Below are 12,843 nucleotides of genomic sequence, written 5' to 3' on the forward strand. Positions count from 1 at the left end.
GCGTCCTCTCAGTCCAGGTCCGACTGACCGGCGTTGCTCATCCGGTACTGCGCGAAGGTGATGATCATGAGGATCACCAGAAGCGCCACCGACAGCGCCGAGGCGTAGCCGAACTCGTACTGGGCGAAGGCGTTGTCGTAGATGTACATCTGCAGCACCTTCGAGGCGTCGGCCGGGCCGCCGCCGGTGGTCACCGAGACGGTGTCGAAGACCTGGAAGGAGCCGATGATGGTCATGATCAGCACCAGCGCCAGGATCGGTCGCAGCAGCGGCATCGTGATCCGGCGGAACATCGCGATCTCCCCGGCGCCCTCCGTGCGGGCCGCCTCATAGAGGTGGGCGGGGATGGACTGCAGGCCCGCGAACAGCAGCAGGGCGGTGTAGCCCACATGCCGCCACACGTTGACCAGGGCGATCGTCGGGATCACCCAGGTCTCCGAGGCCCAGAAGGCGACCGGGTCGAAGCCGATCCACTGCAGGAAGATGTTGAAGATGCCCAGCTGGGTGTCCAGGATCCACAGGAACACGAGCGCCGCGACCACATTGGAGACGAGGTACGGCGCCAGCACCAGGGAGCGCAGGACCGTGGACTGGGTGAGGCGCTGCATGAGCACCGCGACCACCAGGGCCACGATCGTCTGGATGCCGATGTTGAGGATGACGTACCAGATCGTCACCTTCAGCGAGTTCCAGAACACCGGGTCGCTCAGCAGTCGGCTGTAGTTCTCCAGGCCCACCCACTGCGGAGGGGTGAGGGTCGTGTACTCCGTGAAGGAGTAGTACAGGCCGGTCAGCAGCGGCCAGACGAGGAACACCAGCAGGCCGACCGAGGCGGGCGTGATGAACAGCAGCGCGAGCTTCGTGTCGTCCTTCCGGCGGCGTCTGGTGGGGGCCGACCGCGTCGACGTCGTCGCGGTGGACATGGCTTCCTTCTTTCGGTGGGGGTGGGTCGGGGTCGGAACGTTCTTGTCAGTGCGCGGCGGCCGGGTCGGACTCGCGGCGCAGGGAGAGCAGCAGGCCCTGCTCGGGATCGATCAGCGGGGCGGTGAGCCCGGCGTGCAGCAGCACGGTGCCCGGCAGCACCAGGCCGTCCTCGTCCACGGCGCGCTGCCACCACGGCGGTGCGATCAGGTTCGAGGGGCGTTCGCCGATCAGCAGCGGGCGCAGGCGGTAGGTGGCGGCGGGGTCGAGCCCGGGCAGGCGCAGTCGGGGCTCCTGCGAGGTCGCGGCGCGGCCGACGGCGGAGAGCGAGAACAGGGCCTCGTCCCGTTCCGGCGAGACCACGCCCTGGAGCCACAGCGAGCTCTCGCCCCGGTCGGCGCGCACCAGGTCCCCGCGGAACAGCAGCTCCCGGCGCTCCCGGTAGAGCTCGATCCAGGCCCGCAGCTCGGCGAGCTCGGCCTCGCTCGCGTCGGCGAGGTCCCATTCGATGCCGAGGTGCCCGAACAGCGCCGAATGCGCACGGAAGGAGAGGGTGTGCAGGCGCCCGGTGGTGTGGGAGCGGCCGGAGGCGATGTGGCTGCCCATCAGCTCCAGCGGGATCAGCTGCGAGGTCCAGCGGTGCATCTGCTGGCGCTCGAGCGGATCGATGCAGTCCGAGACCCACACCCGGTCGGTGTGCTCGAGGACCTCCAGATCCACCCGTGCCCCGCCGGAGGCGCAGGCCTCGATCTCGAGGCCGGGGTGGGCGGCCTTCAGCTCGTCCATCAGCCGGTAGGCGGCCAGGGTCTGCTCGTGCACGGCGGCCCGGCCGGTGGCGCGGGTCGCGGCCTCCAGCAGGTCCCGGTTCTGGTCCCACTTGAGGTAGCCGATGTCGTAGGTGCTGAGCACCGCCATCATCTGGTCGCGCACGTGCGCGTAGGCCTGCGCGATCGTCAGGTTCAGCACCTGCTGATGCCGGGACTCGAGCGGCAGCGCCGACGGGGTGGGGCCCAGGATCCAGTCGGGGTGCGCCCGGGCGACCTCGGAGTCCTCGTTGACCATCTCCGGCTCGAACCACAGCCCGAACTCCATCCCGAGCCCTGTGACGTGGTCGACCAGGGGGCCCAGGCCGTCCGGCCAGACCTCGTCAGAGACCACCCAGTCGCCGAGGCCGGAGAAGTCGTCCCGGCGGGATCCGAACCAGCCGTCGTCCAGCACATAGCGCTCCACACCGAGGGCGGCGGCCCGGTCGGCGAGGTCGGTGAGTCGGGCGAGGTCGTGGTCGAAGTAGACCGCCTCCCACACGTTCAGGGTGACCGGGCGCCGACGGTCCACATGGTGCTCGCGGGCACGGAGATGGCGGTGGAAGCGGGAGGCCACGGCATCCAGCCCGTCGCCGTAGGAGGCGTACAGCCAGGGCCCGGTGTACCGCTCGCCGCGGTCCAGCCGCACCTCGCCGGGGAGCAGCAGCTCACCGCCGCCCAGCACACGGCGCCCGGTGTTGATCTGCTCGGCGAGGTGGCGGTGATTGCCGGAGAACGCGGTGTGCACGCCCCACACCTCGCCGCCGCGGAAGCCGAAGCCGGCGTGGCCGGCGTGGAGCACGTGGGCGGCGTCCGCCCCGGTGCGGCCCCGGCGGTTCTCCCGCAGGTGGGTGCCGACGGTGAAGGCGCGGCGCTGCGGGGTGCGCTCCTTGGTCCAGCGCCCGGCGAAGTCCAGCAGCTCGTCGGCCTCGGCCGGGACCGGCACGGCGAGGGTGAGCTCCTCGAGGGTGTAGGGGGCGGCGCCGGTGTTGGTGAGGGCGGCCCGCAGGCGCAGCAGTCCGGTGGGCAGCAGCTGCACCTCGAGGGCGGCCTCGAGGCCCTGCTCCGCATCGGCCAGCGCGAAGCCCACCGTCGCCGGGCCGGTCTCGAGGTGGGTCGCCGACGTCGGCTGCCCGTCGAGCTCGATGCCGCCGGTCACCAGGCGCGGGACCCAGCCTGAGCCGTCGGGCCGGGACCCTGAGAGCCCGGGCCGGCCGATCCAGCCGTCGGACTGCTGGGGGAGGAGCCCGATCCGCACCGGGACGTCCACGGCATTGTGCGGGACCGGGTCGATGGCCGCCTCGCACACCGCATCGAGGCCGGTGGCGGCGAGCTCACCGAGATCCGCGCCCCAGTGGGAGAGGACCGGGATCCGCCCGTCCGTGACGTCCAGGACCACGGAGACCCCGGCCGCGCGCAGGTGCAGGCGCTGTGTCGCGCCGGGGAGCGGCGCGGTGACGGTGGTGTCGACAGGGAGCCGGCGAGGGGTCAACGAGGGCCTCCAGGGGAGCAGATGACGAGCGCGAGGACGACCAGCCCGCGCATTACTGAAAGTATGAAAGTAAATGCCGTCGTGTCAAGTGCCGTCTCGCCGCGGGCTGTCGCGGCGCGGACCGGACCGCGCCCCCGCTACCCTGGCGCTCTACCCGAGACGGCCAGGAGTCCCCGAATGATCTTCACCCAGTCCTCGAAGCTGCGCGACGTGTGCTACGAGATCCGAGGACCGGTGCCCGCAGAGGCCGCACGGATGGAGGCCGAGGGTCACCAGATCATCAAGCTCAACATCGGCAACCCCGCCCCCTTCGGCTTCGAGGCGCCCGACGAGATCCTCGTGGACATGATCCGCACCCTGCCCACTGCGCAGGGCTACTCGGACTCCAAGGGGATCGTCTCCGCCCGTCGCGCGGTCGCGCAGTACTACCAGACCAAGGGCATGCCGGGGATGGAGCTGGATGACATCTACCTCGGCAACGGGGTCTCCGAGCTCATCCAGATGACCTGTCAGGCGCTCGTGGACGACGGCGACGAGGTGCTCGTGCCCGCGCCGGACTACCCGCTGTGGACGGCGTCGATCGCGCTCGCCGGCGGTCACGCCGTGCACTACCGCTGCGACGAGGAGCAGCAGTGGTGGCCTGACGTCTCCGACATCGCGGACAAGGTCACCCCCCGCACCAAGGCGATCGTCGTCATCAACCCCAACAACCCCACCGGTGCGGTCTACCCCGAGCACGTGCTGCGCGAGATCGTCGAGGTCGCCCGCAAGCACGGCCTGATGATCCTGGCCGACGAGATCTACGACAAGATCCTCTACGACGACGCGGTCCACACGCACATCGCACGCCTCGCCCCGGACCTGCTGACCATCACCTTCAACGGCCTGTCCAAGGCGTACCGGGTGGCCGGCTTCCGGGCCGGCTGGATGGCGCTGTACGGGCCGAAGGATCACGCGACGAGCTTCATCGAAGGCCTGGACGTGCTCTCGAACATGCGGCTGTGTCCGAACGTCCCCGCGCAGCACGTGATCGCGACCGCCCTCGGCGGCCAGCAGAGCGTCGGTGCCCTCCTGCTGCCCGGCGGGCGCCTGCGGGAGCAGCGCGACGTCGCCTACGAGGGGCTCAGCGCGATCGACGGCGTGCAGGTGGCCAAGGCGGCCGGAGCGCTGTACATGTTCCCGCGCATCGACCGCGAGATGTACCGGATCGACGATGACGAGCAGTTCGCCTACGACCTGCTCCGCTCGAAGAAGCTCCTCGTCACGCACGGCACCGGCTTCAACTATCCCGACCCCGACCACTTCCGGCTGGTCACCCTGCCGGCCGTGGACCTGCTCGCGGACGCCGTGGACCGCATCGCCGACCATCTCGCCTCGATCCGGCGCTGAGCCGCCGCGCTCGAGGCGGTGTCCTCGGCGGGGTCCTCGATGGCGTGGCGCGCGCCGCGTCAGATCAGCAGGCCGAGCACCGTGGCGAGGACGGCGAGCAGCGGGAGCGTGCCCTGCGTGACCGCCGCGCGGCGGTGGGCGCGGGAGCTCAGCAGCAGCACGGTCGCGGCGGCGAGCATCGCGCCGGTCCCCGCCAGCACGAGCGTCGCCCCCACCGTCACCGCCCCGAGCAGTGTGAGGGCCGCGCCGAGCGCCGCGAGCACGGCGAGGAAGAGGTTGTAGAAGCCCTGGTTGAAGGCCATCTGGCGGGTGGCGGCGATCTGCTCGGGGCTCTGCGGGCCGAACACCTTCTGTGCCTGCGGTCCGCCCCAGACGAGCGACTCCAGGCGGAAGATGACGACGTGGAGCGCGGCGGCGGCGAGTGCCAGGATCGAGCCGAGGATGAGCATGGTGGCCTCCGAAGCCTCATGGAATGATCGTTCCAGTATAGTGTGCGGGACCGCGCGCGTCTGCAGCAGTCCGTGTCCGCCTGCGCCTGTCGGCGGTGGGATGTGCGCCGGTGGTGCGCGGAACCGTGCGGCGAGCGGAAGGAGTGGGCATGGGGCGACGTACGACCTTCGTGCGGGAGGACGCAGTGAGCGCCGCCCGGGACGTGTTCTGGCAGGACGGCTACGACGGAGCCTCCATGGCGAGCCTCCAGTCGGCCACCGGACTGAATGCCAGCAGCCTCTATCACGCCTTCGGGTCCAAGCGCGGACTGTTCGATGCGGCGGTCGAGGACTACCTCGAGCGCGTGGTGCGGCCCGGGCTGGCCCGCTTCCACGGCGAGCGGGTCGACCCCGGGGCGCTCGCGCAGTACTTCGGAGCCGCCCGCGCGATCCTCGCAGATCCGACCGGCCGCGTCCTGCCCGACGGCTGCCTGCTGGTCAACACCGCCTGCTCGGGTCTCGCCCGGGACGACGGGATCGCCGAAGCGGTGGGTGCCTACCGCGCCGAGCTGCGGGCCGCCTTCCTGCGCGGCGCCGCAGCCCGGGCCCCGCACGAGCCGCCCGACGTGCACGAGCGTCTCGCCGAGACCCTCGTCGCGCTGCTGATCAGTGCGCTGGTCATGGCGCGGGTGGATCAGGCCGCGGCGCTCGCCGCCCTCGACGCCGCGCTCTCCCATCTCGCCGCTCGTGAGGGCTGACGCCGCGCGACCACGACCCGGCGCCCAGGGTCCGACATCCACGGCCCGGCGCCCGAGCCCCGGACCTCAGGGTCGCAGCAGCACCTTCCCCCGGCGGCCATCGGTGAGGGTCGCCGCGACGGCATCCACCGCCTCGTCGAGACCGAAGGTCGCCGCGACCGGGAGGGTGGCCTCCCCGGAGAGCAGGCCGCGGATGATCTCCTCGACCAGGCGCCGGCGCAGTGCGGCATCCATCCGGGTCGAGACGCGCGCGCCCCAGAACCCCTCCACGCGCAGATCGCGGAAGATGATCGGACCCGAGGGCAGGCTCATCACGGAGCCGCCCATCGCCCCGAACACCACGAGTCGCCCGCCGTCACCGATCAGGGTCATCACCTGGGCCGCGGCCTCTCCGCCCACGGAGTCGAGCCCGGCGGCCACATGGGCGTCGCCGATCAGGGCGCGGGCCTGCGCCTCCCAGTCGGGGTGGTCGGTCGCGACCACGTCGCCGATGCCCTGCTCGGCGAGCTCCTCGATGCCGTCGGTGCGGCGCACCAGGCTGATGACGCGGAGGCCGCGGGCCGCGGCGAACTGCGCCACGAGTCGGCCGACGGCACCCGTCGCGGCGTTCTGGACGAGCACCTCCCCGGGGGCGAGGGCCAGGTGCTCCAGCAGCGAGACGGCGCTGAAGGGCATCGCCACCAGTTGGGCGGCGGCCTCGTCCGGCAGCTCTGCAGGCAGCGGGATCAGCGAGGCGACGGGCGCGGTGAAGAGCTCCGCCCAGGTGCCGGGGACGGCAGTCGCCGCGACCCGGTCACCGACGGCGACCCCCTGGGCGCCCTCGCCGAGAGCCTCGACGATCGCGACCGCCTCGCTGCCGGGCCGGGCCGGGAGCTCGGGGCGGACGCCGTAGGTCCCGCGGATCGTCCACAGGTCGTGGTGATGGATCGGGCTCAGCACCATCCGCAGCAGCACCTCGCCGGAGGCCGGGGCCGGGGCCTCGACCTCCTGGGTGCGAAGGACGTCGGCGGGATCGCCGAACTGGTCGTAGGACACGGTGCGCATGGGGACCTCTCGATAGTGGAACGTGCGCTCCACAATAAGCCGTGCGACGGTCAGCACCATCAGGCGCGTTCCGAGCATCACAGACGGGGCATCACGGTCAGAGCATCACGGTCCGGGCATGCCGAAGGGCCGGGGTCGATCCGTCGTCGCGGATCGATCCCGGCCCTGTCGGGGTGCGGGGTGGGGCCGCTCAGGCGGGGGAGGGCTGGTGCGCCCCGTCGCGCGAGACGCGCACCATCTCCTCGCGCTCGACGACCTTGATGCGGGCCCGCGGCTCGCCGTCGGCATCGACCGCAGAGGCGCCCAGCGACTTCTCGTGCTCGTCCAGCGCCATCCAGCCGTCCCAGGTCGTGTACTGCACGCCGCGGTCCTCGAACAGGCGCAGGATCGCGTCATCGTCCCGCTCGGGTGCGGTGGGGAGGCTGCCGGCGGAGATGTCCTCGAGCAGCGCGGCGATCGTCTCGAGGGCATCGGACTTCGTCGCTCCGATGAGCCCCACCGGACCGCGCTTGATCCAGCCGTTGGCGTAGAGCCCGGGGATCACGCTGCCACCGGCCTCGGTGACCCGGCCGGCGGCATTGTGGATCACGCCGCGCTTCGCGTCGTAGGGGATGCCCGGCAGCTCGGAGCCGTGGTATCCGACGGCGCGGTAGACCGCGCCGAGCTCGTAGTCCACGAGCTCCCCGGTGCCCTCGACGTTGCCCTCGGCATCCAGTCGGGTGCGCTCGAAGCGCATCCCGGTGACGCGGCCGTCCTCGCCGAGGACCTTGACCGGGCGGTGCCAGAAGTGCATGTGCAGGCGGCGCCGCACGGGCCCGCCGTCCTTGTCCGTCGGCTCCTCGCCCGCGGCCTCACGTCGCTGCTGCTCCTCGAGCCATCCCACGAAGGTCTGGGTGACCTGAGCGGTGCGCTTGTCCGCGTGGATGATCTCCCACTCCGCCTCGGTGATCTGCTCGACGTCGCGGGGGTCCATGACCACCTGGAGGCCCTCGGGGTGGGCGAGCTCGCGCGCCTCGAGAGGGGAGAACTTCGTCTGGGCGGGACCGCGGCGCCCGAAGACGTGCACGTCCGTGGTCCGTGCGGCCTGCAGGCCCTCGTGCACGTTCGCAGGGATCTCGGTGCGCAGCAGCTCGTCGGCGCTCTTGGAGAGCACGCGGGCCACGTCGAGCGCGACGTTGCCGTTGCCGATCACCGCGACGGATTCGGCGTCCAGCTCCCAGGTGCGCGGGTAGTCGGGGTTGCCGTCGTACCAGGCCACGAAGTCCGCGGCGCCGTGGGAGCCCTCCAGCTCGATGCCGGGGATCGCGAGATCCGCATCCTTCAGGGCGCCGGTGGCGAAGAGGACCGCGTCGTAGTGGGTGCGCAGATCCTCGAGGGTGAGATCGGTGCCGAACTCCACGTCGCCGAGGAAGCGGATATCTCCGCGGCCCAGGATGCGGTGCAGGGCCGTGATGATGCCCTTGATGCGCGGATGGTCGGGGGCGACGCCGTAGCGGATCAGCCCGAAGGGGGCGGGCAGGCGGTCGAACAGGTCGATGCTGACCTCGAGCTCACCGCTCTTGACCGGCGCGGAGCGCAGCAGGGTCTCGGCGGCGTAGACGCCGGCCGGGCCGGAGCCGATCACGGCCAGACGGATGGGCTGCTGGGGGGAGGACATCTCACCTCGGTCTCGTGGCGCGATCGCGCCGGGTCGGATGCGGTCCGGAGCGGTCGCGGGTCTCGCGCCGCGCCACGCCCTGCACAGATTTCCGCACCATTCTATACGCGATATTCGCGACCTTCCCGGTCACTGTGAGCGGGCCGACGTGCCGCGCCCGGTCCGCCGAGCGCGACCCGCGGTGCACGTCATGACGGGCTGCCGCCCTCGGGCGGCTCCGGCACGACCCCGACGGCGACCTCCAGCGTGCTGGTCGCCCCGGGCGGTCCCACCACGATCCCCTTCAGCGGGGGCACGTCCGCATAGTCCCGGCCCCAGGCCGTGGTGACGAAGCGCTGGTCGACGAAGGTGCGGTTGGTGGGGTCGATGTCCACCCAGCCGGTGCCCGGGACCAGCACGCTCAGCCAGGCGTGGGATGCGGCGGAGCCGATCATCTCCCCGACGGGCGCTGTACCCAGCTCCCCGCCGACCGACGGGGCGGTGCGCAGGTACCCCGAGACGTAGCGGGCGGCGAGACCCGCCGCACGCACCGCGGCGACGCCGACGTGGGAGAAGTCCTGGCAGACCCCGTGCCGGGCGGCGAGCACCTCCTCGAGGGTCGAGGAGACGGTGGTGGCGGCGGAGTCGTAGGTGAAGTCCGTGTGGATCAGCGCGGTGAGATCCGCCAGGCATTCCCCGATGGCGCGCCCCGGCGTGAACACCTCGGCGGAGATCTCCCGGGCCGCGGTGCCGGCGGGGATGCGCGGCGAGGCGTGGACGAAGTCCAGTCCCGAGTCCGGCAGCAGCGATCCCCAGTTCTCGGGGGTGCACTGCTCCCAGGGGCGGGACATCGGCTCGAGCGGGTAGCGGCGCTCGGCGACCGAGACCCGGGCATGGGAATGCACGTCCAGCCGCGTGTGGGGAGTGTCCACCAGTAGGTACGTGGAGGAGTTCCCGTAGAAGTCGGTGTGCGCCGTGAGGCGGGCCGGGGCCGGGTCCACGACCACCTCATGGGAGAGGATCCGCTGGTGCGGGGTGGCGCGCGGCTCGATGTGCGCGCGGCCGTAGTTGCGCGAGACCGGCTTCGCGTACCGGTAGGAGGTGAGGTGGTGGACCCGGTAGTGGATCGGCTCGACCGCAGGGATCTCCTCCTCGCGCAGGGGGAGCAGCGGGCGTGGGCGGGCCGCGGCGACTGCGTGCCTCGGTTTTGGAGCGGTCTCAGACATCGTCGATCCCCCATCTCGAGGTGGATTCCGAAGGGCGGAAGAAGCGGTTCTCGACGGCGGTGGCGAGCTCGCGCAGCGTGTCCATGGCGGCGTCGGCCTCTTCCAGGAAGGCGGTGGGCGCCCCGTCGGAGGTCTCCCCGTCCAAGGGGTGCAGGAGCTCCTGGGGCTCCCAGCCGCCGATGCGGGTGCGCAGCGCGATCAGCGGGGCGCGCAGCTCGGGGGAGGGGGTGACCTCCGGCAGCCGGTCCAGGGCCAGCCCCAGCCGGTCCAGCTGGAAGGCGATCGACCGCGGGAGGGAGGTGTCCGCCAGCAGCAGCTCCAGCAGCAGCTCGGGCTGGACCGCGGCATGGTACGAGCGCCGGTAGGAGGCGCCGGACTCGGTGATCAGCGCCACCGCCCCGGCGATGCGGGCCTCTGCCGCACGGGAGCGCCGGCGCCCCAGGACGGACTTGAGCAGGGCCAGCAGGCTCATGGTGCGTTCGATCTTGCGCCCCACCTCCGTGAGGTCCCAGCCCAGGTTGCGGGGCATCGAGTCGGCGACCGCGCCGGAGAGGGTCAGGCAGCCGTCGACGATCTCCGTGAGGCCCTGCTCCTGCGGCGGTGAGGGAGGCGGAGAATCCTGCCCGCCGAGGGTGCGCAGGTGCTGGCTCATCCGTGCGATCACCGGCCAGATGTCGTCGGAGATCAGATCGCGCAGGGTGCGGGTGGTGTGGGCGAGGGCGGAGTACGACTGGGCGAGGGAGCCGGGGCGGTGGCGGTCGGTGAGCAGGCTCTCGATCTCGCGGCGCACGGTCTCGCGGGAGCGCAGGTCGAGGGCCGGGAAGCCCGGATAGGTGGTGGTGACCTCGGTGACCGCTCCCAGCAGGACCGCCTGGGCGGTGCCCGCGCTGGCGCTGCGCTCCGCGTCGAGGTCGTTGACGGTGTCCAGCACGGTGCGCAGCAGGCGGGCGGTGGAGTCGACCCGTTCGAGGTAGCGTCCGAACCAGAACAGGTCCGAGCCGATCGAGCGGGTCATCGCCGGGTAGGCGGTGAGCACGCCGGGAGAGGTCGCCCGCGAGAGCTCCGTGGGTCCGGAGACGTCCGCGAGCCCGGAGGCAGAGGCCCCGTGCTCGAGCGTCCGGTCGGTGTCCCCGACCCCGGGGACCGCGGCGGTCTCCGGGACGGTGACCCACACGTCCTTCAGCGCCTCGGGAGAGTCATCGGCGGTGACCCCGATCCCGCCGGGCAGCACCTCGTAGCCGTCCTCGGTGCCCATCACGAGCAGTCGGAGCCGCACCGGACGCTCGATCAGGTCATCGCCCCCGGACGGGTCCAGTCCGAGCCAGGTGGCCGGTTCGGTGTCGGGGCCGGCCGGGCGCAGCTGCAGATCCTCGTGCAGCAGCTGCCGGCAGAGGTCCGGGAGGGCGGAGCGCAGGTGAGGATTCTCCAGCAGGCCCGCACCGAGAGGATTGAAGATCTCCACGTCCCCGCAGCGCGCCGCCTCCACCAGACCGGTCACCCCGCCCAGCGGAGTGGGCCCGAGGTCGAGCGGGTCCACGAGAGGGGAGGGCACAAGGCGCAGCAGCGCATCGACGGCGTCGCCGGGATCGGAGTCCAGGCCGGGCAGGCGCAACGTCAGAGTGCCGGACCCCGTGCGCAGGTCGCCGACGGAGACCACGGGCGCTCCCAGCAGATTCGCCAGCCAGCTGTGGTCGAAGGCTCGCAGCGGATCCGAGGAGTCCTCGGTGAGGACCACGGTGCGGCCGGCCCGTCCGTCGGCCCGGGTGCGCTGATGCAGCGAGGTGCGCACGGTGTCGAAGAAGGGGTGCAGCCGGCGCAGCGGCGTGGAGCGGTACAGCGTCGGCGCGCAGCGGGAGAGCACCCGGCGCAGCTCGAGGGTGGTGCCGCCGCCATCGGGCACATCGACCGCGTCCTCGAGCACCACCCAGGAGCCGTCGGCCGTACGGGCCACCGTGCAGGTCAGCGCGAACAGATGGTGGTTCCCGCGCGTGGGCATGCCCACCGCGGTGCGGAGGTAGGCGGGGTCCTGCAGCAGCTGCGCGACCGGGGCGACGTCGGTCGCGAGCACCGTGCGAGGACCGTAGAGATCCGCGTACAGCGCATCGAGCAGTCGCATCCGCTGGACGAGGCCGGCGGAGAGCTGGGACCAGTCCTCGGCGTCCAGGACCACGGGGACGGGGTCGCCGACGGGCGCCGCGGCGGAGACATCGGCGGCGAACATGTTCGCCGCCGAGGCCGCCGCCCGTCGTCGACCCCGCGGGCCGAGAGCCTCGAGCTCATCGACCAGGGCCTGCGGAGGTGTGGAAGTCACCCGGACATCGTAGACACGCCTCCGCGGGCGGGCGCTCAGGAGGAGGCGGCGACCGGGATGCCCTCGGAGGGCTGGACCACCACGAAGCCCGGGCCATGGAAGCCGAGCTGGAAGGACTCGCCCGAGCCGCGACCGATGAGGGAGCCCATCTTGAAGTCGTTCTTGATCTGCGGCTGGAGGTTCGCCGACCAGCACACGGCGGCCTGCGGGTCCACGAAGGTGGGCTGCTGGGAGCAGTCCAGCAGCATCGGCGGGCCGTCGGAGGTCACCGCGACCATGCCCTGGCCCTGGAGGAACAGGTTGAACAGGCCACCGGCCATGAAGCCCGCGCCGCCGAGGGACTTGATGTCCCACTGGATGGAGCTGTCGAAGGCGAGCATGTTCTTGGTGTTCAGGGTGAGGGCCTCGCCTTCAAGCTGGATCAGGAAGATCTCGTTCGCCTGACGGGCGAAGAAGATCTCGCCCTGGCCGCGGGTGCGCATCATGTTGCCGCCCTCGCCGGTGGCCATCTTCTTCAGCAGCTTCATGCCGCCGCCGGAGCCCTGGTACGAGAAGTCCATCTGGCCCTGGTAGGCGACCATCGCTCCGGAGGCGGAGATGATCTCCGGGGCCTGGGGGTTCAGGGAGCAGCGCAGCATCTTGTTGGACTGCAGCGCCCAGCGCTCGTTGGTCTGGCGCTCCTGGTTGGACGCATCGAAGAGGTTCGATCGCATGGCGGCTGTGCCTTCCGTAGCTCGAGGATGCCGGGCGGCGGGGCCACGGCAGCGCGGCGCCCACCGCGCCGCGGGGTGATCGTCTCACGCCCCGGCGCGGTCGGGGGAGGCCTCGCTGAGGG

The 12,843-nt window shown here is 71.7% G+C and carries 10 protein-coding genes; 2 read left to right on the plus strand and 8 right to left on the minus strand.

The genetic code is table 11. From position 1 onward, the window contains the following. Positions 1-8: 8 nt before the first annotated feature. Complete coding sequence (locus VF289_RS11790; RefSeq protein ID WP_330884082.1) at positions 9-923, minus strand: sugar ABC transporter permease; 915 nt, start codon at positions 921-923, stop codon at positions 9-11. A 46-nt stretch (positions 924-969) separates the two neighbouring features. Beyond that, positions 970-3,216 carry an alpha-galactosidase gene (locus VF289_RS11795; protein ID WP_330884083.1) on the minus strand — a complete coding sequence of 749 codons (2,247 nt, stop codon included), beginning with the start codon at positions 3,214-3,216 and terminating at the stop codon, positions 970-972. Positions 3,217-3,393: 177 nt separating this feature from the next. Here VF289_RS11795 and VF289_RS11800 point away from each other — a divergent pair, with 177 nt between their 5' ends. Continuing rightward, positions 3,394-4,605 carry a pyridoxal phosphate-dependent aminotransferase gene (locus tag VF289_RS11800; protein ID WP_330884084.1) on the plus strand — a complete coding sequence of 404 codons (1,212 nt, stop codon included), beginning with the start codon at positions 3,394-3,396 and terminating at the stop codon, positions 4,603-4,605. A gap of 59 nt (positions 4,606-4,664) precedes the next feature. On the opposite strand, the gene VF289_RS11805 is transcribed toward VF289_RS11800, so the two are convergent. Continuing rightward, positions 4,665-5,054, minus strand: a complete 390-nt coding sequence (locus tag VF289_RS11805) for a DUF1304 domain-containing protein (protein WP_330884085.1) — start codon at positions 5,052-5,054, stop codon at positions 4,665-4,667. A 149-nt stretch (positions 5,055-5,203) separates the two neighbouring features. Between VF289_RS11805 and VF289_RS11810 the strand changes: the two genes are divergently transcribed. Beyond that, positions 5,204-5,791, plus strand: coding sequence for a TetR/AcrR family transcriptional regulator (locus VF289_RS11810; protein WP_330884086.1), 588 nt, complete (start codon positions 5,204-5,206; stop codon positions 5,789-5,791). A 66-nt stretch (positions 5,792-5,857) separates the two neighbouring features. Here the strand turns inward: VF289_RS11810 and VF289_RS11815 are convergent, their stop codons facing one another. From VF289_RS11815 to VF289_RS11835, 5 genes are all read right to left on the minus strand, one after another. Further along, positions 5,858-6,835 carry a zinc-binding dehydrogenase gene (locus tag VF289_RS11815; RefSeq protein ID WP_330884176.1) on the minus strand — a complete coding sequence of 326 codons (978 nt, stop codon included), beginning with the start codon at positions 6,833-6,835 and terminating at the stop codon, positions 5,858-5,860. Positions 6,836-7,025: 190 nt separating this feature from the next. Then, positions 7,026-8,492, minus strand: a complete 1,467-nt coding sequence (locus tag VF289_RS11820) for an FAD-dependent oxidoreductase (protein WP_330884087.1) — start codon at positions 8,490-8,492, stop codon at positions 7,026-7,028. A gap of 188 nt (positions 8,493-8,680) precedes the next feature. Further along, on the minus strand, positions 8,681-9,697 hold the full coding sequence (locus VF289_RS11825; protein WP_330884088.1) for a transglutaminase family protein: 1,017 nt from the start codon (positions 9,695-9,697) through the stop codon (positions 8,681-8,683). After that, positions 9,690-12,008: a circularly permuted type 2 ATP-grasp protein gene (locus VF289_RS11830; RefSeq protein WP_330884089.1), complete on the minus strand. Its 2,319-nt coding sequence runs from the start codon at positions 12,006-12,008 to the stop codon at positions 9,690-9,692. Before VF289_RS11830 ends, VF289_RS11825 begins: the two co-directional genes overlap by 8 nt. Positions 12,009-12,043: 35 nt before the next feature. After that, complete coding sequence (locus VF289_RS11835) at positions 12,044-12,721, minus strand: AIM24 family protein (protein ID WP_330884090.1); 678 nt, start codon at positions 12,719-12,721, stop codon at positions 12,044-12,046. Between the last annotated feature and the right edge of the window lie 122 nt (positions 12,722-12,843).

Origin of the sequence: Brachybacterium sp. (assembly GCF_036379615.1) — a bacterium.
Taxonomy (GTDB): domain Bacteria; phylum Actinomycetota; class Actinomycetes; order Actinomycetales; family Dermabacteraceae; genus Brachybacterium.